Origin of the sequence: Sphingobacterium suaedae (assembly GCF_042684625.1) — a bacterium.
Lineage (GTDB): Bacteria > Bacteroidota > Bacteroidia > Sphingobacteriales > Sphingobacteriaceae > Sphingobacterium > Sphingobacterium suaedae.
In genome coordinates, this window is record NZ_JBHULR010000004.1 from 352,882 (window position 1) to 374,207 (window position 21,326).

At 43.1% G+C, this 21,326-nt stretch carries 19 protein-coding genes; 2 read left to right on the forward strand and 17 right to left on the reverse strand.

Features of this window, described 5'->3' with window-relative positions; translation table 11 throughout:
- Position 1 precedes the first annotated feature (1 nt).
- From ACFSR5_RS11095 to ACFSR5_RS11150, 12 genes are all read right to left on the reverse strand, one after another.
- A complete protein-coding gene (locus ACFSR5_RS11095) occupies positions 2 to 811 on the reverse strand; it encodes a hypothetical protein (protein ID WP_380903707.1) in 810 nt (269 codons plus the stop codon).
- On the reverse strand, positions 804 to 1,646 hold the full coding sequence (locus ACFSR5_RS11100; protein ID WP_380903709.1) for an ATP-binding cassette domain-containing protein: 843 nt from the start codon (positions 1,644 to 1,646) through the stop codon (positions 804 to 806). The genes ACFSR5_RS11095 and ACFSR5_RS11100 overlap by 8 nt, the downstream gene beginning before the upstream one ends.
- A gap of 127 nt (positions 1,647 to 1,773) precedes the next feature.
- Positions 1,774 to 3,339 carry a M28 family peptidase gene (locus ACFSR5_RS11105; RefSeq protein ID WP_380903711.1) on the reverse strand — a complete coding sequence of 522 codons (1,566 nt, stop codon included), beginning with the start codon at positions 3,337 to 3,339 and terminating at the stop codon, positions 1,774 to 1,776.
- Positions 3,340 to 3,348: 9 nt separating this feature from the next.
- Positions 3,349 to 3,786, reverse strand: coding sequence for a ribose 5-phosphate isomerase B (rpiB, locus tag ACFSR5_RS11110; protein ID WP_380903713.1), 438 nt, complete (start codon positions 3,784 to 3,786; stop codon positions 3,349 to 3,351).
- A gap of 11 nt (positions 3,787 to 3,797) precedes the next feature.
- Positions 3,798 to 4,667 (reverse strand): twin-arginine translocase subunit TatC, encoded by an 870-nt coding sequence (gene tatC / locus ACFSR5_RS11115; RefSeq protein ID WP_380903715.1) that lies wholly within the window; start codon positions 4,665 to 4,667, stop codon positions 3,798 to 3,800.
- An 85-nt stretch (positions 4,668 to 4,752) separates the two neighbouring features.
- Positions 4,753 to 6,111 (reverse strand): acetyl-CoA carboxylase biotin carboxylase subunit, encoded by a 1,359-nt coding sequence (gene accC, locus ACFSR5_RS11120; RefSeq protein WP_380903717.1) that lies wholly within the window; start codon positions 6,109 to 6,111, stop codon positions 4,753 to 4,755.
- Between the two features lie 65 nt (positions 6,112 to 6,176).
- Positions 6,177 to 6,665 carry an acetyl-CoA carboxylase biotin carboxyl carrier protein gene (accB, locus tag ACFSR5_RS11125; RefSeq protein WP_380903719.1) on the reverse strand — a complete coding sequence of 163 codons (489 nt, stop codon included), beginning with the start codon at positions 6,663 to 6,665 and terminating at the stop codon, positions 6,177 to 6,179.
- Positions 6,666 to 6,725: 60 nt separating this feature from the next.
- Entirely contained in the window at positions 6,726 to 7,724 is a 999-nt protein-coding gene (locus tag ACFSR5_RS11130) for a beta-ketoacyl-ACP synthase III (protein WP_380903721.1), read from the reverse strand.
- A gap of 6 nt (positions 7,725 to 7,730) precedes the next feature.
- Positions 7,731 to 8,669 (reverse strand): phosphate acyltransferase PlsX, encoded by a 939-nt coding sequence (gene plsX / locus ACFSR5_RS11135; RefSeq protein WP_380903723.1) that lies wholly within the window; start codon positions 8,667 to 8,669, stop codon positions 7,731 to 7,733.
- 105 nt (positions 8,670 to 8,774) lie between these two features.
- A complete protein-coding gene (gene rpmF, locus ACFSR5_RS11140; RefSeq protein ID WP_380903725.1) occupies positions 8,775 to 8,966 on the reverse strand; it encodes a 50S ribosomal protein L32 in 192 nt (63 codons plus the stop codon).
- 14 nt (positions 8,967 to 8,980) lie between these two features.
- A complete protein-coding gene (locus ACFSR5_RS11145; RefSeq protein WP_380903727.1) occupies positions 8,981 to 9,529 on the reverse strand; it encodes a YceD family protein in 549 nt (182 codons plus the stop codon).
- 53 nt (positions 9,530 to 9,582) lie between these two features.
- On the reverse strand, positions 9,583 to 10,248 hold the full coding sequence (locus tag ACFSR5_RS11150) for an epoxyqueuosine reductase QueH (RefSeq protein ID WP_380903729.1): 666 nt from the start codon (positions 10,246 to 10,248) through the stop codon (positions 9,583 to 9,585).
- 125 nt (positions 10,249 to 10,373) lie between these two features.
- Here ACFSR5_RS11150 and ACFSR5_RS11155 point away from each other — a divergent pair, with 125 nt between their 5' ends.
- Entirely contained in the window at positions 10,374 to 11,465 is a 1,092-nt protein-coding gene (locus ACFSR5_RS11155; protein ID WP_380903731.1) for a hypothetical protein, read from the forward strand.
- Here ACFSR5_RS11155 and ACFSR5_RS11160 read toward each other — a convergent pair.
- From ACFSR5_RS11160 to ACFSR5_RS11180, 5 genes are all read right to left on the reverse strand, one after another.
- Positions 11,449 to 12,297, reverse strand: a complete 849-nt coding sequence (locus ACFSR5_RS11160; protein ID WP_380903733.1) for a transglutaminase-like domain-containing protein — start codon at positions 12,295 to 12,297, stop codon at positions 11,449 to 11,451. The two genes, ACFSR5_RS11155 and ACFSR5_RS11160, sit on opposite strands and share 17 nt — an antisense overlap.
- 107 nt (positions 12,298 to 12,404) lie before the next feature.
- The gene (locus ACFSR5_RS11165; RefSeq protein WP_380903735.1) at positions 12,405 to 13,070 is read right to left on the reverse strand and encodes an ABC transporter ATP-binding protein; all 666 of its coding nucleotides are present in this window, start codon (positions 13,068 to 13,070) and stop codon (positions 12,405 to 12,407) included.
- Positions 13,071 to 13,097: 27 nt separating this feature from the next.
- The gene (locus ACFSR5_RS11170; RefSeq protein WP_380903737.1) at positions 13,098 to 15,479 is read right to left on the reverse strand and encodes an ABC transporter permease; all 2,382 of its coding nucleotides are present in this window, start codon (positions 15,477 to 15,479) and stop codon (positions 13,098 to 13,100) included.
- Between the two features lie 45 nt (positions 15,480 to 15,524).
- Positions 15,525 to 17,966: an ABC transporter permease gene (locus tag ACFSR5_RS11175; RefSeq protein WP_380903739.1), complete on the reverse strand. Its 2,442-nt coding sequence runs from the start codon at positions 17,964 to 17,966 to the stop codon at positions 15,525 to 15,527.
- 187 nt (positions 17,967 to 18,153) lie between these two features.
- Positions 18,154 to 20,544 carry an ABC transporter permease gene (locus ACFSR5_RS11180; protein WP_380903741.1) on the reverse strand — a complete coding sequence of 797 codons (2,391 nt, stop codon included), beginning with the start codon at positions 20,542 to 20,544 and terminating at the stop codon, positions 18,154 to 18,156.
- A gap of 459 nt (positions 20,545 to 21,003) precedes the next feature.
- On the opposite strand from ACFSR5_RS11180, the gene ACFSR5_RS11185 reads away from it, so the two are divergent.
- The gene (locus ACFSR5_RS11185) at positions 21,004 to 21,240 is read left to right on the forward strand and encodes a hypothetical protein (RefSeq protein WP_380903743.1); all 237 of its coding nucleotides are present in this window, start codon (positions 21,004 to 21,006) and stop codon (positions 21,238 to 21,240) included.
- Positions 21,241 to 21,326: the final 86 nt, after the last annotated feature.

Genomic DNA, 21,326 nt, shown 5'->3' on the forward strand with positions numbered 1-21,326 from the left:
CTTATACCTCTCTTTCTCTTAATGCTTCTTTTACGGCCATAACGAAGGTCCACAATACAAAACCCGTCAACATGAGCATGATAATTTTTGTGAGATAAGGATGAAATGGTACAGACACGACATTGCTAACTATTAGCTTTAGATAAATGTAAAACACTCCGATATAGAACACAATGAATAAGATAACCGATAATAACACACTATTTTTCTTGAACACGAAATAGCTTATGTGAAACAGGGGCATCGTGCAGATGCAAAAAGCGGTCGTTGCAAAATAAAACCGGGAATCTAACGCTACAAAGAAGGATCCATAGGAAAACTTCGGATATAAGGTGCCTGTTTGCTCTAGTAGCGCTATGGTTTTATCGTAATAAACGGCTCTGGCAGTTTGTACAGTAAGGAAATCAAGTAGCCAAATGGTGAGAAAACAAAGTATCGCGATTCCAATGGAGGAGATCCAAAGGGTGAAAATCCTGTCATTTACGGTGAAAGGGCGTGTGAGATAAGATGATTTATATTTCAAATTTTTCAAGTAGCCATTCGAGCAAATAACTATAAAAAAGGGAGCAGACGCCAACAACATCATTCGTTCCGGTCTAAATCCGGAATTCATGGCATGTAGAAAATAATCTGGCGCGTGTGCAAATTCACTAGCAAATAACGCATTGTACATGAAATTTCCTGGCCAAAGTAAGAAAATTAAGAAAAATAGAAATAGGGAGATCGGAATGATTACGATTGTTTTGCGGTTGATTAGCCAAAACTCACGTAGACAGAGCAATAATCGAGACGTTGGATGAATGTTAGGCATGGCTTTGGGGGATTATTTGTTTGATCTGGTTTAAAAATGTCGGATTCTCATGAATGGCATTGAAGAACAGCTCGATATCAAAGGGACTATCTTCCTGATCATCATTTGCAAGAATATGATGGTCTCCATCTATATGATTTTCGGTGTATAAAGCTTGCTGATGTGAATTGCGAACAAATTTTATGACTTTGCCCAATTCGTAAATGGATTTATCCAATACCAGTTTATGTTTTTTTAAGATCAAAAGGTGATCAATGAGATGATGTATGTCACGAATTTGATGAGTAGATATAATAATAATTTTATCATCGGAAATGTGTTTGGCAATGATTTTTCGAAATTGGGTTTTCGCCGGAATGTCCAAGCCATTGGTTGGTTCATCCATTAGTAAAAGAGAAACGTTGCTAGCTAAGGCAAATGCAATATTCACCTTTTTGCGCTGACCATATGACAGATCTTTGATGTTTTCTCGATTATCTACTTGAAAACTGGTTAATAATGATTCGAAATAGACGAGATCAAATTTGGGGTACAACGGACTATATATCGAGCATATGTCAGCTATTGTCCAATCCGGCAGGTCAACTTCATCCGTTACAAAATACACATCGGATAGAAATGGAGTGCTTCGTTCTGAAGGAATGATGCCATTTATGCGAATGACTCCGGTCTTTGGAAACAATGCGCCGCTCAATAATTTCAATAAGGTTGTCTTTCCAATACCATTCAATCCAAGCAGGCCATAAATGTGGCCAGGAGCGAGCTCGCTCGTTATGCTCTCGAATATCGTTATGTTGTTGTTGTAATGAAAGGACAGGTTTTCAACTGCTATCATAATTGTAAGTTTTAGTGTATTAGTATATTAATACACTACAAATATAAAATGTAAATTCGATAAAACAAGAAAAAAATAAAAAAGCTTTCTCACACGAGAAAGCTTGTACGTCTTTGCTTAGACTATGTTATTTTTTGTTGCTATCTACCACCAGTCGTTTGTCTCGGTTAGCTACCTCCCAAGCGGTATGAAAAACGAGCTTTTCCCGCTTAACCATCATCGGAAAGTCAATCTTGTCAACTGTATCATCAGGCGTATGGTAATGCGGATGCAAGCCCGAAAAATAAAATGTTACGGGGATTCCATGCTTGGCGAAATTGTATTGATCTGACCGGTAGTATATCTTCATATCGTCGTTAGGATCATCGTACATATAGTCCAGTTCCATTTGCGTATATGTTTGATTAACGGTCCTATTTATTTCATACAATTCAGAGCTCAATTTGTCCGACCCAATCACATGTATATAGTTATGATTTCCTTCCAGATGTTTGTCGTCGATACGCCCGATCATATCCATATTAAGACAGGTTACGGTATTGGTTAATGGAAACACGGGATTCTCTGCGTAAAACTGAGATCCGAGTAACCCTTTTTCTTCTGCCGCAAATCCCATAAATAAAATACTCCTTCGCGGACCCTTTCCATCTTTTTTTGCCTGGGCAAACACGCGCGCAAGTTCGAGCACACCTACCGTACCAGAACCATTATCATCAGCTCCTGGAAAGATCGTGCCGTCGGGAAGAACTCCGTCGTGATCATAATGGCCGGAGATAATTACGATCTCATCTTTTAGATCGGTTCCTTCTAATAGGCCCAAAACATTGGGATCAGCAAAGTGATCGTTAGTAACCCCCATTCGAGCGTGTAGGGCAGCAGAAATGGTAAACGACTTTGGCGTTTTCTTCTGTTGTTCAACGGTTGTTTGCGCTTTTGCCAGTATGCGGTTGGCCATGTCTTCCGTCATGTTTACGACTGGAGCTTTCGAGTTGTTCTTCGCCTCTGCTGTGTGTCCCTTGTCTAACGTAAAGCGTCCTGCAGTTAGCCTTCCACCAAACCTAGCAATGAGATCACTTGCATTACTTCCTGTGGCCAGTATGAGCTTCGGATTTTTCTTAAGTAGTTCTTGGAGGCGTTTAAAACGGCTGGTCGACCAGTCGGACAGCTTTTTTGTGCCTGTGATAACAGAATTTCCGTGTGCATCCATTGGCTCGCTTTCATTGATAACCAAGACGACCTTCCCGGTTATATCGACACCCTTTAAATCGTTATGTTTCGGATCCTGTATACCAAATCCGACAAAAACAACCTCGTTTGTTGAAAAGTCTGCCAACGGGTTATCGCCTTGAACAAAAAAATCTTTACCATTAGCATATTGCTGTCCCCCTATGTTGAAATCCTGCACCTGATAGGTTTGTCTTATCAATCGTAATGGCTGAAAATAGCTACCGTCCACGGGCTTCAATAATCCAAAAGAAGCGAATTGTTCAGCCATATAGTGAGCCGCTTTCTCGCCTCCTTTTTGACCTGTACCGCGTCCTTCGAATTCGTTCGAAGCGAGAACGGTAAGATGCGTTTTTGCCGACTCAACCGTCAATAAATTTGCATACTTAATCTGAGTTGGGTCTTGAGCCACCGCGCAGCTATATAGGGCGGGGACAAGAAAAAGGGCTTTTGTCCAGTTCTTAATCATGTCTCAGAATTAACTACAAGCTATTTTATTGACGCGTGTAGCGTGACGTCCTCCTTCGAAATCCGTTGTTACAAACGTGTTTACAATTTTTTTTGCTAAATCGATATCGATGAAGCGAGCTGGAATACAGACAACATTCGCGTTGTTGTGTTGTCTCGCCAAGGCGGATATTTCATTTTGCCATGCTATGGCCGCCCGAATACCTTGATGTTTGTTTGCTGTAATAGCAACACCGTTGGCGCTACCGCAGATTAATACACCCAATTCGTTTTCGTTGTTTTCTACGCTCGAAGCGACGGGATGCGCAAAATCGGGATAGTCAACAGAATCTCCCGTCGCGGGTCCAAAATCTTGTACGTCATATCCTTCAGATTTCAAAAAATCTACCAACGCTGTTTTGTATTCGAAACCAGCATGATCACTTCCAATTGCAATTTTCTTAGACATCGTATCTATTGTTATTTGTTATAAAATTCTCTTTCAGCTTCCAGTTTCCGTTTTTTTACATTTGCGGAAACCATAATACTGAGTTCATATAAAAGGAACATTGGAGCACTCACCGTTAATAGGGTAATAATGTCAGCTGTTGGCGTAATAATCGCCGCAATAATTAAGATAATTACCGTCGCGTAACGTCGACTCGCACGCATAAATTCCGGCGTCATCAATCCAAGTTTGGATAGAATAAATACCAGGATAGGCAAGAGGAACACGATCCCACATCCTAACGTTAACGTTGCTATGGTGGAGAGATAAGAATCAATCGTAATCTGATTGGTAATTTCTTCGCTCAAAGATACATTAGCAAGAAAGTTTACCGATAAGGGTACGACGATGTAGTAGCCAAAAAGCGCACCTAAAATAAACAGGATGGATGCATACAAGACAAATCCACGCGCAGATCGGCGTTCAAGGTCTGTCAATGCTGGTTTTACGAACAACCATACCTCAAATAGGAGATAGGGGAAGCCTAATGCTAAAGCCATCAGCAAACAGGAATTAATTTGCAGCATAAATTGACCGGCTAATTCTGTATTTATGATATTGAACGGAATTCGTTCTACACAGAACCCTTCTAAGCTCAGCAGATCTCCGACCTTACACATCATGCGGTAGGTCCAAAAATCGAGATTTTTTGGCCCCATGATAATGGAATTGAACACGAAATCGTAGAACGTGAAGGAAAGAATGGCGAAAACTGCTATGGCTATAACGGACCGGATAATGTGCCATCTCAATACTTCCAGATGGTCAAAAAAAGACATTTCTGCCTCTATGTTCTTCCCTTTTTCTTTTATAGCTTTTATTAGATCGTTTGATTTTGACATCGTAAAATTTTATTTCCGGACAAAAACAAAAATACCATTCTTCTTGTTAAGAATGGTATTTTATAGTTATGTAAACGAAATTTTATTAAATTTCGTCTTCAGGGTATTCTGTAAGATCGAACGTTTCCATAAACTTCGTTGTGAAATTACCCGCTCTAAAGTTCGGGTCGCGCATTAACCGTAAATGCAATGGAATCGTTGTTTTTATTCCTTCGATGACAAACTCGCTTAACGCTCGTTCCATGGTGTTGATTGCCTCTTCGCGTGTCTGCGCGACGCAAATGAGTTTTGCAATCATGGAATCATAATTTGGAGGAATAGAGTAACCCGCATATACATGCGTATCTACCCGTACACCATGTCCACCAGGAGAATGAAAATTAGTAATCCTACCGGGCGAGGGGCGGAAGTTGTTGAAAGGATCTTCTGCATTGATACGACACTCTATGGCATGCATAGTGGGTTCATAGCTTTTTCCCGAAATTGGAATTCCGGCAGCAACCTTAATTTGTTCTTTGATCAGGTCGAAATTAATGACTTCTTCCGTGACCGGATGTTCTACCTGGATACGAGTGTTCATTTCCATAAAGTAGAAGTTGCGGTGTTTGTCTACCAAAAATTCGATCGTTCCAGCCCCTTCGTAGTTCACAGCCTGAGCCCCTTTTATGGCTGCTTCTCCCATTTGTGCCCGCAACTCCGGAGTGATAAAAGGCGACGGCGCTTCTTCGACGAGCTTTTGATGACGGCGTTGAATCGAACAGTCCCGTTCGGAAAGGTGACAAACTTTTCCATATTGATCTCCGATCACCTGGATTTCGATATGGCGAGGTTCTTCCACAAACTTCTCTAGGTATATGCCGTCGTTGCCGAATGCGGCCGCAGCTTCCTGACGTGCAGAATCCCAAGCTGGTTCAAATTCTTCATCTTTCCAAATGATACGCATGCCACGCCCACCGCCACCTGCTGTAGCTTTAATAATCACCGGGTATCCAATCTCGTTAGCTAAACGGATACCGGTTTTTACATCAGGGACTAGGCCATCGGAACCGGGAACCGTTGGAACACCAGCTTTCTTCATGGTATCTTTAGCGGATGCTTTATCCCCCATTTTTTCGATTTGATCTGCTGTGGCTCCAATGAACTTGATCCCATATTCCGCACAAATTGCCGAAAATTTGGCATTCTCCGATAGGAAGCCGTAACCCGGGTGAATCGCATCAGCATTGGTCAATTCCGCCGCAGAAATAATATTCGGAATACTCAAATACGAATCTTTGCTGGCAGGGGGACCTATACAGACGGCTTCGTCCGCAAAACGAACGTGTAAGCTGTCTCGATCTGCTGTCGAATACACCGCGACGCTCTTGATACCCATCTCCCGACAAGTGCGGATAATACGAAGAGCGATTTCTCCTCTATTGGCTATTAATATTTTCTTAAACATAGATAATAAATGATGTTACTGTATGCGACTATTCGCTAAAAAGGTGTTTCTTATAGAAAACACAATTAATTCGGGTCAACTAAGAATAACGGTTGATCGAATTCTACAGGTTGTGCATCATTTACCAATATTTTAACAATTTTACCAGATACTTCCGACTCAATTTCATTGAAGAGCTTCATTGCCTCTACAATACACAAGACCTTTCCAGGAGCGATTTCATCACCCACATTGGCAAACACTGGTTTTTCCGGGCCTGACGCACGATAGAAAGTACCGATCATTGGTGATTTAATGGTAATCAAATTCGATGCTTCAGCAGCCGGCGCGCTCGCCGTTATTGGAGCACTCGCCACCGGAGCAGTTGTTGGTGCAGGAATAGCTGTTGGTGCAGGTATTGCTACGGGATTAGGAACCGTTGCCGTCACATAGGTAGGCTCCTGATTTGTTTTTATGGTAATTTTAAAGTCCTTTTCTTCGATAGCGACTTCATTCACACCCGATTTCGCAACGAATTTGATCAGGTCTTGAATTTGTTTGATATCCATACTCATATTTCTAGTAGGTTTTTTATGTATAAAAATTTTAGATGAATTTATAAAGTTAAGCAAATATTATGATTTTGTATATGCCCACTTGAGGTAAATAGACCCCCACGTGAAGCCGCCGCCGAATGCAGCCAAAATCAAGTTATCGCCTTTTTTTAATTTATCTTCCCATTCCCATAAACATAGTGGGATCGTACCGCTGGTTGTATTGCCGTACTTGTGGATATTGACCATAACCTTGTCCTCAGGGAGTCCAGCCCGCTCGGCCGTCGCGTCAATGATCCGTTTGTTGGCTTGGTGGGGAACTAACCAATCTACATTGTCCGATGTCAAGTTATTTCTTTCCATTACCTCGACGGCAACATCTGCCATGTTTGTGACGGCAAATTTAAAGACAGTACGCCCTTCTTGATAGGCATAGTGCAATCCGGCTTCGACAGTTTCGTGTGTCGCCGGGTTCAGTGAACCTCCGCCTTTGATATTTAGGTAGGGGCCGCCAGCACCATCAGTTTTTAAAACGGCATCAATCAACCCGTTGCCCTCTTCGTTTGGTTCTAAAAGCACACATCCACATCCGTCACCAAATAGGATGCAGGTATTGCGATCATGGTAATTAACGACAGATGACATCTTATCAGCGCCCACTACGAGTACTTTTTTGTGTTTACCGGATTCGATAAACTGTGCAGCCGTGGTCAGTCCAAACAGAAAACCGGAGCATGCAGCTTGAAGATCATATCCCCATGCTTTTTTAGCACCGATTTTATCCGCCAGAATATTGGCCGTGGCCGGAAACATCATATCAGGAGTGCTCGTACAGAAAATAATCAGTTCTATTTCATCGGCTGTAATGCCTCGTTTTTGCAATAAGCCCTGTACAGCGGGTACGGCCAAATCCGAAGTAGCCTTTCCTTCTCCTTTTAGTATCCTACGTTCCTTAATCCCCGTGCGTGTTACGATCCATTCATCGTTGGTGTCTACCATAGTCTCCAACTCTTTGTTCGTTAGGATGTAATCAGGCACATAACCGTTTACTGCGGTAATGGCAGCATGTATTTTCGACATATTAAATTAATTGAAAGCAGACTTGATGCGGTCGATAAAGTTGGACTCGATCATGTCTTTTGAAAGTAAAACCATGTTTTTAATCGCCTCCGGACTGGAAATTCCATGCCCAATGATCACAGGAGCGTTTACTCCTAGAATGGGACTACCTCCATATTGTTCATAATTGAACCGATCAAAAAACTCATCTTTAAATCCCTTTTTTAATGTGGCCACGTAAAAAGACTCTGCAAGCTTTAGTACCACATTTCCCGTAAAACCGTCGCATACATAGACGTCTGCTAGCTCAGAAAATAAATCCCGTCCTTCCGTATTACCTATGAAATTAATTTTAGTATTCTCTTTTAAAAGGGGATAGGTGGCGATCGTCAAATTGTTTCCTTTTTCTTCTTCTTCGCCAATATTTAATAGACCGACTTTGGGATTTCCAACACCGTAGACGTGCTGTGCGTATAAACTTCCGAGGAGGGCAAACTGATTCAGCATTTCTGGCTTGCAGTCTGCATTAGCGCCGACATCGAGTAAGATACCATACCCGCTTTTGATTTTTGGGACATTTGTCGCAATAGCCGGCCGCAACACACCCGGTATTGTTTTTACACTGAACATGGCTCCTACAAGCATAGCGCCGGTGTTACCTGCGGACGAAAACGAATCTATTTCTCCATTTTTTAGGAGTTCGAATCCTTTTGCAATACTGGAATTGGGTTTTTGGCTAATTGCCTTGGTCGGGTGCTCATGCATGCTAATCGAATCAGGGGCATGAACGAAATCAAAGTTTTCGGGATCCGCACCAGCTTGTTTCAAGCTATCTACACACGCCTCCTGATCGCCGATGAGAACAAGACGTTGATCGTCTCGCAATGTTTTTTGGGCTTCGATAGCACCAATTATCGTAGAGTTAGGGGCATAATCACCCCCTAAAACGTCTAAACCAATCTTCATCCGTTATTATTTTTAAATCAATAATACGCAAAAACATCCCAAATTAAAGTATAAAAAATGAATTTTACACCTATTTGGGATGTTTAATTTCGTTGAATGACGTCGTTAGACAGCGGCAGTGTTTTCAATAATCAATTTTCCGTTGTAATATACATTGCCTTCTACTGTGTAAGCATGGTGAGGTGTATGTACTGCACCTGTTTCTTTACATACTGTTAATGTAGGTCTTTCAGCCTTATAATGTGTTCTTCTTTTGTCTCTTCTTGATTTAGAAGTTTTACGCTTTGGATGTGCCATCTCGTATTTTTGTTTTAGTTATTTTTAATATTCTTTAATATATCCCAACGTGGGTCTATCTTTTCTTCTGTTTGTTCGGTTTTTGCGTCGGGCGCTTCTGCGCTCAGTTTCGCCAACATGTCTGGATCGCAACTTAAATTAACTCCTTGTTCCGAACATTTGCTGTAATAAGGAACACGCACATTTACGTATTCGTACAATAGATTGGCGATGTCCAATTCGTAATCGGTTTTTGATAAAACCATCACTTCTTCTGTTTCTTCGGCCCAATCTTCTTCCGTAAATTTAACTAATGCCCGTTCATGAAAGTCCAGCGGAGCTTCAAATTCAGCTAAACATACATCACATGTCAGTTGTATGACTCCATAAATATGGAAATTGACGATGAGCATGTTTTCCTGCTTCTGTAACTCTACATCTGCCTTGAGTTTCCCTTTCTTAATGAGGGAATGTTCATAACAATCAAAGAACGCATTGTCGATCTCAAACTCAAAATTGTGTTTTCCGGAGGCTAAGCCTGAAAAGGGAATTCTATATTGTTTTAGATATTTCACAATCTGCATTTGAGCCTGCAAAATTAATTAATATTTCAGTAAGATGGAAACTTTTTTGCAAATTATTGCTCGTCGTCTCCATAATAATATTTTCCCAGCTCGATTTTCTCCCGGCCGTTGGCCATTCGCCAGCGATTGGTATCCCGTAATGAGTAGGCACATCCACAGTATTCCTGCATATAGAATTTTTCGCGTTTACTAATCTCCAGCATCCGCGCCGATCCCCCTTTTTTTCGCCAGTTGAATGTCCAATATTCCATATTGGGATGTCTGTTGGCCGCGCGCAATCCGCAGTCGTTAATCTGTTCCATGTTTTTCCAGCGAGAGATACCCAGAGAACTGGATATGACATCAAAACCATGAGCGGCAGCGTAGTCTGCGGTTTTTTCGAAACGCATGTCGAAGCACATCGTACATCGTATACCGCGTTCCGGCTCGTTTTCCATCCCTTTGGCCAAGTCAAACCAATGATCTACATCGTAGTCGGCATCTACAAAAGGGATATTGTGTTTTTCAGCAAATCGGATATTTTCCTCTTTCCTCAAATCGTACTCTTTTCGAGGGTGGATGTTTGGGTTGTAAAAATAAATCGTGAAATCAATATCCGATGCGATTAATGCCTCCATCACTTCACCCGAACATGGGGCGCAGCATGAATGAAGCAGTAGCTTTTTTCCGTCTTTTGGTAGGTTTAGCCGTTCTCTCTGAACTTCCTTGTTTTCCATCATCCCTTAAATATTCTGCAATTTTACGGAAAACGGAAAGATTTTACAAAAGTTAACAAGCTACCTGTCGCAGGCATGACGGAAGACGCGTTTATTTTTATACTTTTGTAACAGACAACGATAACATTATGTGTAAGATTTCTATTCTCTCTAAAATGTTGGCCGGCTTGGCGCTCCTTGTAGGTATCACTGCTTGCGAACGAGATGATGCGGAGCCGGAATTGGAGACGCGTAAATTTTCTCGCTTATATGTATCCTTTGAAGAAAATGAGACGTCCTCCGGTGCTTCTGCTGTGAATGTCCGTATCGTATTTCCGGCCGATTCGTCGGTGTTTGAGTATGGTGTGAACCATGTATCTGAAGCGAAGGGAGGCGGAGTTATGTACTTTAATCCATATCTGAAGCGGCTATTTCAGGCTAGCGCCAATCTAAATGGCGTGAATGACACCGTAATTCGATCGATGGAGGTCGGAACAACGGGCTTATTGCAAAATAATGGGAGGCTTCCAAACAGAATATTCTCTTATGTAAAGGGTTTAGCGTATCAGCGGGCGTCTAACGTTCTTTTTGCTGTGAATGTGGATGGAACATCTAATTCCAGAATTTATGTGGTGGACCGACCAACGCGTAGTGCGTATGTTCGGCCATTAAAGAAATATATTGTAGATAGCTCCCGGCCATTTTGGGGGGCAGCATATGAAAACAACAGACTTTTCAGCTCCATACAGGGTACAGACGGTGGAATAGCTGTGTTTTCTAATGTTGTCACAACACAAGTTAACGCTACTGATTCTACAGCCAATATGTCCTATCAAACATTAACGATTGATGGTTCTTCCAATTTGAGAGGTCTGTCCTACGATACGCTTAAAAACGTGCTAGCGGTGACGGACTATTCCGGATCAGGAGAGGCTATGGCAGGTCGAATCTTAATTTTTGAGAAATTTAGTGATTTGATTGGAACAGGAAACCATACGATTACGCCTACACGTATAATTCAAGGCCTTGCCACAGGCTTGAAGCAACCAATGGATGTAGCTATTGACACACGCGAGACCGGGGTGTATATGTATGTAGCTGATAGGGGGGCTAAGAAAGTTTTCCGGTTTAAATACACGGATGATGGAAATGTGGAGCCCGATATGGAGTTACAGGAAGCAGGGGCCACTCCGGTGGCTTTGGCCCTTGATACGCGAGATGACTCTACGCTGGGTCAATAAGGTCTAGCAATAACTGTACTTCCTGTCGTTTTTCTATATTGTCAATGTGGTTGTAAGCAGCGATCAGATTGCGTAGCACGCGTTTAATTATAGCTAGGTTGTCGCACGGCCGGATAAACTCATCACTGGCCGGTAGATTCAACTGATGGAGAAAAGAGACAATATCTTCTTCACGCATAATCTGTCCACGATTAAACACATTGATATAAAACAAAACTTCCTCGGGGTTCTCCTCCTTCATATAGGCTAATACGAAATGCTTGGGAAGATTGATCCCATAAATAGGGATGTCCAAGCGCTGAGCTACTAAGCTGTAAATGCACGCAAGGGATATAGGATTCCCTTTTTTAGTCTCTAACACCTTATTGATGAATGAATTTTGTGGTGCGTGGTAATCGGAGGTATTTCCAGATAAACCAAACTCTCTAAATAACACATTGTTCAACAACTTGACTTTCTCGATCGGACTCATCTCGTACATTAAATAATACCAAGCACTCCGTTTGAGTTCAGCAAGTTTGGCGTGAATTTCTTCTTCAGGAAGGTTTGGATATTGATAACGATTTATAATCAGCAAGCCTTCCAGCAGATCGTCCTGATTGCTGATTTTCCAAAGCTGTAAATCATTCTGAACCTGATTAAATTGTATTTTATGGATAATTTGTTCTACCCGTCCCTGAAGGAGTACATCAAACGACTCTTCCCAAGATTGTTCCAACATGGGAATAACTTCGGGACCACACGTTATCAGCTTATCTTCCAAAGCTTGATAGATGTCCGTATCGGGATCATCCAATAACGAGATCAGCGCTTTTAACTCCTGCTCATTCATTGTAAACGAATTTACGACTTTTTTGGAGAAAGGCAAAACGGGTAAAGTCGTGAAATAAACGATGTAAGCCCGTATTTTTACTGTTTATAACTTTACCCGTCGTTCTACTAATCTGCTTTCAGCTGCCCATCCAGCATATGGATGATGCGTTTGCCATATTCTGCGTTTTTTTCCGAATGTGTCACCTGGATAATGGTAACGCCGTCCTCATTTAGCTGTTTAAAAAGCTGCATAATCTCTTCTCCCTGTTTCGAATTGAGGTTACCCGTAGGTTCATCTGCTAAGAGCAATTTCGGCGAAGCAGCGAGGGCGCGCGCTATACCTACGATCTGTTGTTGGCCACCAGACAGTTGTGCTGGGAATAGGTCTTTTTTGCCCACAATCCCGAAACGATCCAACATATCTCCAACAATAGCCTTACGTTCTTTTCCTGAAAGATCTTTATAAATCAGGGGCGTTTCAATATTTTCATATACAGTCAGTTCGTCGATCAGGTGATATGATTGGAATACATATCCCATGTGCGACTGGAACAACGCCGTACGTTTTTTAGGTTTCATCGCCAGCACATCCTCACCCATAAAGTAATATTTTCCTTCATTAGGTTCATCCAGGAGTCCTATTACATTGAGTAATGTCGATTTTCCCGAACCGGAAGGCCCCATAATCGAAACAAAGTCGCTCTGCTCGATGGTTAAACTAATGTCTTTTAAAATAAAGGAGCGTGCGCCGCCTACGTTATACCATTTGAAAATGTTTTCTAATTTTATCATGTCGTTGTTGTTTATATCGTCGTTTCTTTATTCGTCTCTTAGGTTGTCTACAGGTTTTGCTCTTGCGGAGCGTAGTGTTTGATGGCATACGGTCAATAGGAGGAGCAAAATAACAATTAATACCACTAGGACAAAGTTCCAAGGGTTGATCGGACTTTTATAGGCAAAATTACCTAACCAATGTCTGAGCAAAAGGGTTGTAATGGGAATGGCCACGAGGCCTGCGCCCAGTGTGATCCGCAAGAAAGGCTTGTTCAATTGTATGAAAAGATCTCGGGCAGAGGCTCCTAATACCTTGCGGATACTCATCTCCTTTTGACGGGCGTGAATTTGGTAGGCTGACATGCTAAACAATCCCAACATAGCAATAAATAAAGATAAACCGCTGAATCCATACATCACCTGCTCTAAGCGCTCTTGCCGTTCATGCAGCGAGGTATATTGCATATCCATAAATGTGTAGTCTAATGGAAGCGCCTCAGCATGTGGATTTTTTGACCACTCCTGTTCTACAGCTTTGATGGCTTCTTTGGTTTTGCCAGCCGAGGTTTTGACCATCAGTGTCGTCTTGAAGTGTCCCGGACCACATTCGTCCTTAAAAGAGTACAGTGTCGGCGCCGCCGCTCTTTCAAAACCGTACGCTTTATTGTCTTGTACCACCCCGACAATGCTAAAGTCGAGGGAACACCCCGATATTTTTGCACCAATTGGGTCCTTTAATCCCCATCTCTTGGCAGCAGTTTCGTTGATAACCGCATAGTGCATGCTCGTATCCAGTAGTTTTGCCAAAGAGATCTCTCCTTTACCCTGGAGCACTGCTATATTCAATGTCTTGAAATAATCCACGTCAATGCCGATATGATCCAATTCCGCGTATTGATCGACATACCGAAATTGCTTTTTAGGCGGCATATTGCTGTCGCCAGGAATATTACTCGCGGCAGCGACATAGGCAATATGAGGGTGTTGTCTAAGCCGCATTTTAAAATCAAAAAACGACCCTTGTGGTTTCGAGTCATAATATAAGCCAATGCTTTTAAAGTTGATAACTTGAGCCGGTTCAAAGCCTTTGTCGCTCTCACGCATATAATGCACTTGATCCCGCACCACCAACACACCGCTAATAAAGATCAGCGCGATAACAAACTGGAAGAATAGTAAGCTTTGACGAAACATCGTTCGCTGCGGACGCGTATGTAATCCACCCTTCAGAAGCAATGCGGGTTTGTAGCCGGATAAGTTCAGTGCGGGGTAAACGCCGGCGATCAACGTGGTGAATATAATAGCAACTACCAATTGCCAAACCGTAGTACCTGAGTTTATATGCCTAAGCAGATCGTCATTAAACCATTTTTGAGCCACATTTCCTGTTAAATTGATGCATAGAAACGCTATAGCGGCCGCTAGTAAACATTGGTAAAAAATCTCTCCGATGAATTGCCACGCTATCACCCGTCTATTGCTCCCGAATACCTTCTTGAGCGCGATCTCTTTTGCGCGGCGGTCCGCTTGAGCGAAAATTAGATTCGTAAAGTTTGCCGCAGCTATCGCTAAAATAACGACGGAAAGTATGCCCAGCACCCAAACCATGAGATAGGGTGTACTAGAACCGTGTTTCGGCCGGAGATGGAGATGGGATAGGGGATCTAGATAAACCGTTCCATTGGCAAATGTAGATGCTGTATTATGGTGTTGTTTGGATATCTCTGCTTTAAATAGTTCTCCTAGTTTTTTCTCCAATAGCGCAGGGTCCGAACCTGGTTTCGTTTCAATATATGTTTGGTAAGTATGTAGATCTCCTTCGCCTCCAACCTCTCGGATGAAAAGAAGATCATAGGTCAAGACAGAAGGTTTTCGTTCTTGGCTGATGCCGTAAATACGCTCTTGTATTCCGAGTTCCAGTGAAAGCACTGGAACGTGCTTCGGAGTGTCGAACGATTGGTCGTGCGGGAACAAACGGTTTGCCAACTGCTGGGTGACCAAAGTCGCCTCGGTTTGTTCAGCACTTTTGTATAGCGGGCCACCTTTGGCGTGTACGGCAAAAATACGTGCAGCAGCTGAATCTATGAGAACAGCGCGCCTCACATACGCGGTTTCTTCACCGAAAACCGGATAGTTTCCATAAAAATGATCAATACGCCTGCCGGCACGGATTACTTCCGGAAAATTTTCTTGTATGGCACGGGCAAATGTTGAAGGCGTCTGATCGGTATAGGCACCGTGCATCGTGAGGCCGACCAAGTATATCTGGTTATAGTTTGGATTCCATGTATCGTAACTTGTTTCCCGGTTAATGTATTGATAAGACAGTATGAATCCCACGAATCCTAGGGCTAATCCAAGAATATTTAAGGAAGAATAGGTCTTGTTCTTCCACAGGTTTCGCCAAAATAATTTTAAAAAGTTCATAGGTACCCTTCCTTGTTTTTATAATCTGTTGCGAGTTGTTGTTCCTTATTCATTACGCAGGCTGTCGATAGGATTGGCTCGTGCCGCTTTATAAGCTTGAAAGCTAACGGTAACCAGTGCCAGAACGGTTGTACAACATCCAGCTACAATAAATATCCACCAATCTATTGACGTGCGGTCATGAAGATTGCCAAACCAGTGGTGCATACTCCACCAAGCGATGGGACACGCAATACATATAGATAGGATGACTAAGCGCAGAAAGCCTGTCGACAAAAGTCGAATAATGCCCATACTGCTAGCTCCAAGCACCTTCCGTATACCGATTTCCTTCGTCCGTTGTTCAATGATATAGGTTACTAAGCCAAAAAGTCCGAGACTAGCTATAAGGATCGCTAATAAGGCAAAGCAACTAATAATATTTTTGGTGCGTTCCACGTCTGCATATAATTCTGCAAATGATTCATCTAAAAATCGGTAATTTATTTTTTGATTCGGAGCAAACCGATTCCACACGTGGGTAATTGCAGCTAAGGTCTTATCCATGTTTTCGGATTGCACTTTTATCGAGAGGAGGGACGGGCTATCCCGCAACACCATACATAAAGGTGCTGGATCATCATTCGATAGCATATCGAAGATGAAATCATCCACTACCCCGATAATTGTCCATGTTTCGCCGTTACTAATCTGAGCACCGATCGGATTTTTAAGTTGCAGTTCTGCTACCATACGTTTGTTCACGATCGCCGCGGACGAATCGCTGGCCATTGTCGGATCAAAGTTTCTGCCCTCGACCAGCTTTAACCCAAACGTGGATATATACCCAGAATCTATTGCCCAAAATTGACCTTGTTTCGCCAGATCTTCTGAGCGCCTTCCCTCTAGCCAAAAAGGATTACCATTACGCTTAGCGCCATCCATTGGGACAGGTAAAAAATCACCTACTGATATACTTTTTAGCGTCGGGATGGACGCTAATTCGTCTTTTAAGCTTGGAAGTTTATCGTTTACGGTTTGTAGCCCATTTAATACTACGACCTGCTCTTTATTAAATCCGAGGTCCTTGTTGAGGATATCGTGTACCTGTTGGTTTGTAACTAGCGCGCCTATGATTAAAATGATAGAAGTTGCGAATTGAAAAACGACTAGTCCGTTGCGCAGCAGCGACGATGAAGTCGAATAGATGTTATGTTTTATGGCGCCGATAGGTTTAAAGCGAGACAAATAAAAAGCCGGATAAATGCCAGAAATCATACCTATCAGCACACTCGTTAGCAGCAAAGAAGGAACAAAGTACCAGGTCAACCACGGCAATACAAGCGTCTTTCCGGCCAGGTTGTTGAATAGCGGAAGGAGTAGCCAACAAATCAATATACCAAGCAAAACAGAGAGTACACTGTAAAAGATGGCTTCTGTGATGAATTGTATGACCAATGTATGGCGGTCCGATCCAACCGTTTTCCGGATGCCGACCTCTTTCGCCCGAGTCGCCGCATTGGCGGTGGATAAATTGATGAAGTTGACGCAAGCAATCAACAAGATAAAGAGTGCTGTTCCGCCAAAAATCCAAACCATCCGGATGTCTCCTCTGTTTAAGGTTGCGACTTTATCTTCTTCAATATCGGCAGACAGGAGATGAATGTCCAGGGCGTTTTGCAGGCTGATTTTAGCTTGTCGTACCACTGGATTTAGCTGACGGCCCGTTTTGAGAAATGCCGGAATGTAATGCTCCTCATAAAAACTTTTGGTGATGATCTGTTCGGCTTGTCGCACATCTGTATCTCGGCGAAGTTTTACATAAACGCTATAGTTGTTACTTACCCAATTGGTTTGTTCTCCAGGATAAAAAGGTTCTCCGGCAAGTGACATAAAAAATGAATAGCCGTAGAGATGGGAGTTTGTCGGAATATCATCGATAACTCCGGTGACGGTATAGGCACGATTTGTGTCTGCATTTAAGTAGACCGTTTGACCAATCGGATCCCCTATAAAGTACTTTTGCGCCTTACTTTTTGTCAGAACCATGCTGTTGGGCCTATCTAAAGCATGTGCTAGTTGGCCTGCAACCATGGGAAGAGGAAACATGTCTAAGATCGACTGATCCATGTAGACAAAGCCGTCGTCATAATAGGTTTTAGGATCGTTATTCAATGTCAGTTGGTTGCTGCCTGCACCAAATAACGGATTAGGCAATATCCGGCCGGCAGCCTCCACAAATGGAAGTTCGTCTTTTAATGTCGGCCCTGTAGGGGCGGGGAGGGATAGCCAGCGTCCTGGTATATCGCTGTTTGGAATCTGCACAACCAAACGATATACGCTGTTCATATCCGAATAAAACGTGTTATAACTCCGTTCATGTTTGATATACAATCCAATGAGAATACAAATGGAAATGCTGATTGCAAATCCACCGATCTTGATTAGCGAATACAACTTATTTTTCGTCATATTCCGCCAAGCGATTTTGAAATAGGTCGTCATCATACCCCGTTGATTTATGCCGAGCTAAGAAGCGGTGAGTTTCCGCATCAATTCGCTGTAATAGTATTTCGATTTAATCGCTTTTGCTGCCTCCGAACGTTCTGTGCTTGTGCTCCTAGAAGCGTACCCCAATCAAGCAACAGTAGTAACGTCATTTTATTCATTGCTTTTTATATTAAGTTTTGTACATCTATTCGTCTCGAAGGTTATTGACCGGGTTTGTCCTCGCTGCGCGCATAGCCTGCCCGCTGATCGTTAGGAAGGCTACGCCGACGGCCAATAAGCCCGCGATAAGAAATATCCACCAGTCTAATGCGATGCGGTAGGCGAAATGCTGGAGCCATCCGCGCATAACCCACCACCCGATCGGGACCGCTAGAATGAGGGCGAGCATCACCATTTTTAGAAAGCCAGCTGTTAACAACGATACGATTTTCCCGACGGACGCACCCAAAACTTTGCGAATGCCTATTTCTTTAATACGCTTTTGGGCCTGGAAAGCCGCCAAGGCAAACAAGCCCATGCAGGCGATCCCAATGGTAATGATGGAAAACAGTAGCATGGTACGGCTGGTCTGCTTTTCCAGTTGGTACAAAGCGGTGAAGTCATCATCTAAAAAGTGATACGTAAATGGAGCCTGTGGTTTCACCTCTTTCCAAACGTGTTGGATACGGTCTAGTGCTTGTCGCATATTGCTCCCCGTCGCCACTTTGACAAAGACGTTCCCGAAGTAACTGTATTCCGGAAAAAGAACCACAGGCTGTATATCTTCCCGCAAGGATGCGAAGTTAAAATCTTGTACAACGGTCTTAATGCGGCCTTGCCTTCCATTTAGATTGATCTGTTTCCCAATGGCCAATTCTGGTGTCCACTGCATGGCTTGTACGAATTGCTCATTGACCACAAAGCTGTAACGACGTGCGTCCGTAGTATCTTGTGCGCGGGCTATATCTCCATCTGTTAAAGGTTCGCCCGCAACGATCGGAATCTCAAAAACCGAAACAAAGTCCTTCTCGATGGGAATAGCCGTAACACTCAACCGGAAGTCGGCGCTTTTTCCTTCGGCCTTATTCACATTATAGCCACCTTGGATATTGACCGGCGAGTCATAAGAAGCGCTAAATCCAATAATCTCCGGGCAGGCTAAAAGCTTATTTTTCAACGCTGATCTGTCTGCGCTGGATAAAATATCCCCATCTAGTACGACCATCTGTGCGCGTTGTAGCCCTGTGTTTTTAGTCTGTATATAATGCAGCTGTTTCGTCGTTACCAGGGTGCAAATGATGAACAGGGTCGATATCGTGAACTGGAAAACGACGAGGGCATTCCTCCAAGAGGGACCTTTGCCATTTCCCCAAGTTTTCCTCTGTATGTTTTGGGTAGGTTTAAAGGCAGAAATCACCCATGCAGGACCACTCCCTGCGAGCAGGGCAATGCATACGGCGAATATTAGTACACCCAGATAAAAAAGTATGCTGGATTGAAAACTGAGTTGTATCACTGTACCAATGTATACCGCAAATACAGGAAGGAGAAAGTACGCAAGCAACATAGCGAGTATTAGCGCTGCGAGTACCATCATGCTACATTCTGCCAGAAAGTGAAAGAACAAAGCTCTTCTACTCGCGCCTAAGACTTTCTTTACGCCGATCTCTTTAGTGCGCTCAGCAGATCGGGCTAAGCTGAGGTTGGCGAAATTGACGCAGGCTATTACCATGATGCTGAGGCCCAATGCACCAAAGATGTACACATAAGTCAGGTTCCCACTACCAACGTTGGAATAGAGGTGCACATCGGGCAGCGGCTCCAGATGTATTTTCAAGGCCGATCCACTGTCAAATACGTCTGCAAACATCGTTTGGATATAGCTATTAGCTTTTTGTTCTAATGTGCCGAAGGATGTTTCGTTCTTGAGCAAAACCAGGGTTACGTCATTGGCACTATGCCATTGAGGTTCCTGATAGCGTTGAAGATGTTTATTAGAAAGGATAGCATCAAAAGGCAATTGTGTATACGAAGGCGGGGTAGGTACCACTCCAGACACCTTCCAGGGCTGTCCGTCTATTTGTAAAGTTTGTCCCAAAGCTTCGCTCGCCGGAAAGTATTTTTTGGCCAGCGCTTCGGATAAGACAATTTGATAGGGAGCTGATAGAGCCTGTGCTGCATTGCCGGCTAAGAATGTATAGTTGATTACTTCGAAGAAAGCTTCATCCGCAAAGCGTAGCTTTGTCTCCTTAATTTGTTCGTTGTCTTTTTGAATCAGACCTTCTTGGTTGTAGTGGTATAGACGTACGGCCCGCTCGACCTCTGCGAATTCTTTTTGTAGCGTGGGAGCCACAGCAGACGGAGTTACACCAGAATAATGGAAGTCAACATCATTGGGTGATTTATAAGCAAAGGATACGTACGCAATCCGCCCGGCATTCGGTATAAAACGATCGTAGCTCATCTCGTGTACGATATACGCACCTAATAACAAAAAACACGTAATACCGACTGTTAGTCCTGTGATATTCAATAGCGCAAAACCCCGGTTCTTTCGGATATTGCGCCAAGCGATCTTTATATTATTTTTCCACATACGTAAGCAGCTTTAAAGTGTACTTTCCGTTTTCGTGTAGGAAATTGCAATCGATGCGCCACAAATGTAAGATGTTGTATTTTAGCTGTTTATTGTCTAAGTGGCAAACGGCTACTGTTCGATATCGAACAGTAGCCGTCCGTCAGCGGACAGACAACGCTAGGGCTGCTCGTCATTAGTGCACACACGGATTTGGAAACTATTTGTTAATGCTGTTCAACCAAAGCCCGTTGCAAACAAAACACGCAGTCTGAACGGTCTTTCCCAAATAGGCACGAAAGAGAATTCTCATATAGTTGTTCGTTGGTTAGTCGCATAAAGAACAGCATTTCGTGATCCCGGACACGTCGAGCGGAAGCGTTGGAGAGTCACGAAAGCTGTTCAGCCGTGAGCATGGCGTATTGGTTTTTTACTATGGATCGGAGAATGTTTGGATAAAAAAGAAAGGATATTTAGCGAATGGCGTCTACCCTCATCCTACGGCGCTACAAGGAGCCTCATTATGTGCTTTTTGATCCCTACCGGATCATGGCGCGTCTCCGCTCGCTCGGACTATATACCTTTCTCTTGTTTCTTTTGTCATTTCGACGGGCGGGAAGGAGACAGCAGCTGGATCTACGGCATGGAATTGGCACATGTGATAATGATATGGATGCGATCTGTATGGTCAGTCTTTTATTGTTCTTGAACAAATAGTGGTATACCATTCAACTTGCGAAGAGTAGTGCCTAAGCCTCGCAAGATTGGTGTATATATCTTTCGACATGTGATGTCTCGTTATC

Excerpts from the sequence above, each read along its gene's own strand:
- ACFSR5_RS11095 (WP_380903707.1), bottom strand. The coding sequence starts at position 811 with ATGCCTAACATTCATCCAACGTCTCGATTATTGCTCTGTCTACGTGAG.
- ACFSR5_RS11100 (WP_380903709.1), bottom strand. The coding sequence starts at position 1,646 with ATGATAGCAGTTGAAAACCTGTCCTTTCATTACAACAACAACATAACG.
- ACFSR5_RS11105 (WP_380903711.1), bottom strand. The coding sequence starts at position 3,339 with ATGATTAAGAACTGGACAAAAGCCCTTTTTCTTGTCCCCGCCCTATAT.
- rpiB (WP_380903713.1), bottom strand. The coding sequence starts at position 3,786 with ATGTCTAAGAAAATTGCAATTGGAAGTGATCATGCTGGTTTCGAATAC.
- tatC (WP_380903715.1), bottom strand. The coding sequence starts at position 4,667 with ATGTCAAAATCAAACGATCTAATAAAAGCTATAAAAGAAAAAGGGAAG.
- accC (WP_380903717.1), bottom strand. The coding sequence starts at position 6,111 with ATGTTTAAGAAAATATTAATAGCCAATAGAGGAGAAATCGCTCTTCGT.
- accB (WP_380903719.1), bottom strand. The coding sequence starts at position 6,665 with ATGAGTATGGATATCAAACAAATTCAAGACCTGATCAAATTCGTTGCG.
- ACFSR5_RS11130 (WP_380903721.1), bottom strand. The coding sequence starts at position 7,724 with ATGTCGAAAATACATGCTGCCATTACCGCAGTAAACGGTTATGTGCCT.
- plsX (WP_380903723.1), bottom strand. The coding sequence starts at position 8,669 with ATGAAGATTGGTTTAGACGTTTTAGGGGGTGATTATGCCCCTAACTCT.
- rpmF (WP_380903725.1), bottom strand. The coding sequence starts at position 8,966 with ATGGCACATCCAAAGCGTAAAACTTCTAAATCAAGAAGAGACAAAAGA.
- ACFSR5_RS11145 (WP_380903727.1), bottom strand. The coding sequence starts at position 9,529 with ATGCAGATTGTGAAATATCTAAAACAATATAGAATTCCCTTTTCAGGC.
- ACFSR5_RS11150 (WP_380903729.1), bottom strand. The coding sequence starts at position 10,248 with ATGATGGAAAACAAGGAAGTTCAGAGAGAACGGCTAAACCTACCAAAA.
- ACFSR5_RS11155 (WP_380903731.1), top strand. The coding sequence starts at position 10,374 with ATGTGTAAGATTTCTATTCTCTCTAAAATGTTGGCCGGCTTGGCGCTC.
- ACFSR5_RS11160 (WP_380903733.1), bottom strand. The coding sequence starts at position 12,297 with ATGAATGAGCAGGAGTTAAAAGCGCTGATCTCGTTATTGGATGATCCC.
- ACFSR5_RS11165 (WP_380903735.1), bottom strand. The coding sequence starts at position 13,070 with ATGATAAAATTAGAAAACATTTTCAAATGGTATAACGTAGGCGGCGCA.
- ACFSR5_RS11170 (WP_380903737.1), bottom strand. The coding sequence starts at position 15,479 with ATGAACTTTTTAAAATTATTTTGGCGAAACCTGTGGAAGAACAAGACC.
- ACFSR5_RS11175 (WP_380903739.1), bottom strand. The coding sequence starts at position 17,966 with ATGATGACGACCTATTTCAAAATCGCTTGGCGGAATATGACGAAAAAT.
- ACFSR5_RS11180 (WP_380903741.1), bottom strand. The coding sequence starts at position 20,544 with ATGTGGAAAAATAATATAAAGATCGCTTGGCGCAATATCCGAAAGAAC.
- ACFSR5_RS11185 (WP_380903743.1), top strand. The coding sequence starts at position 21,004 with ATGGCGTCTACCCTCATCCTACGGCGCTACAAGGAGCCTCATTATGTG.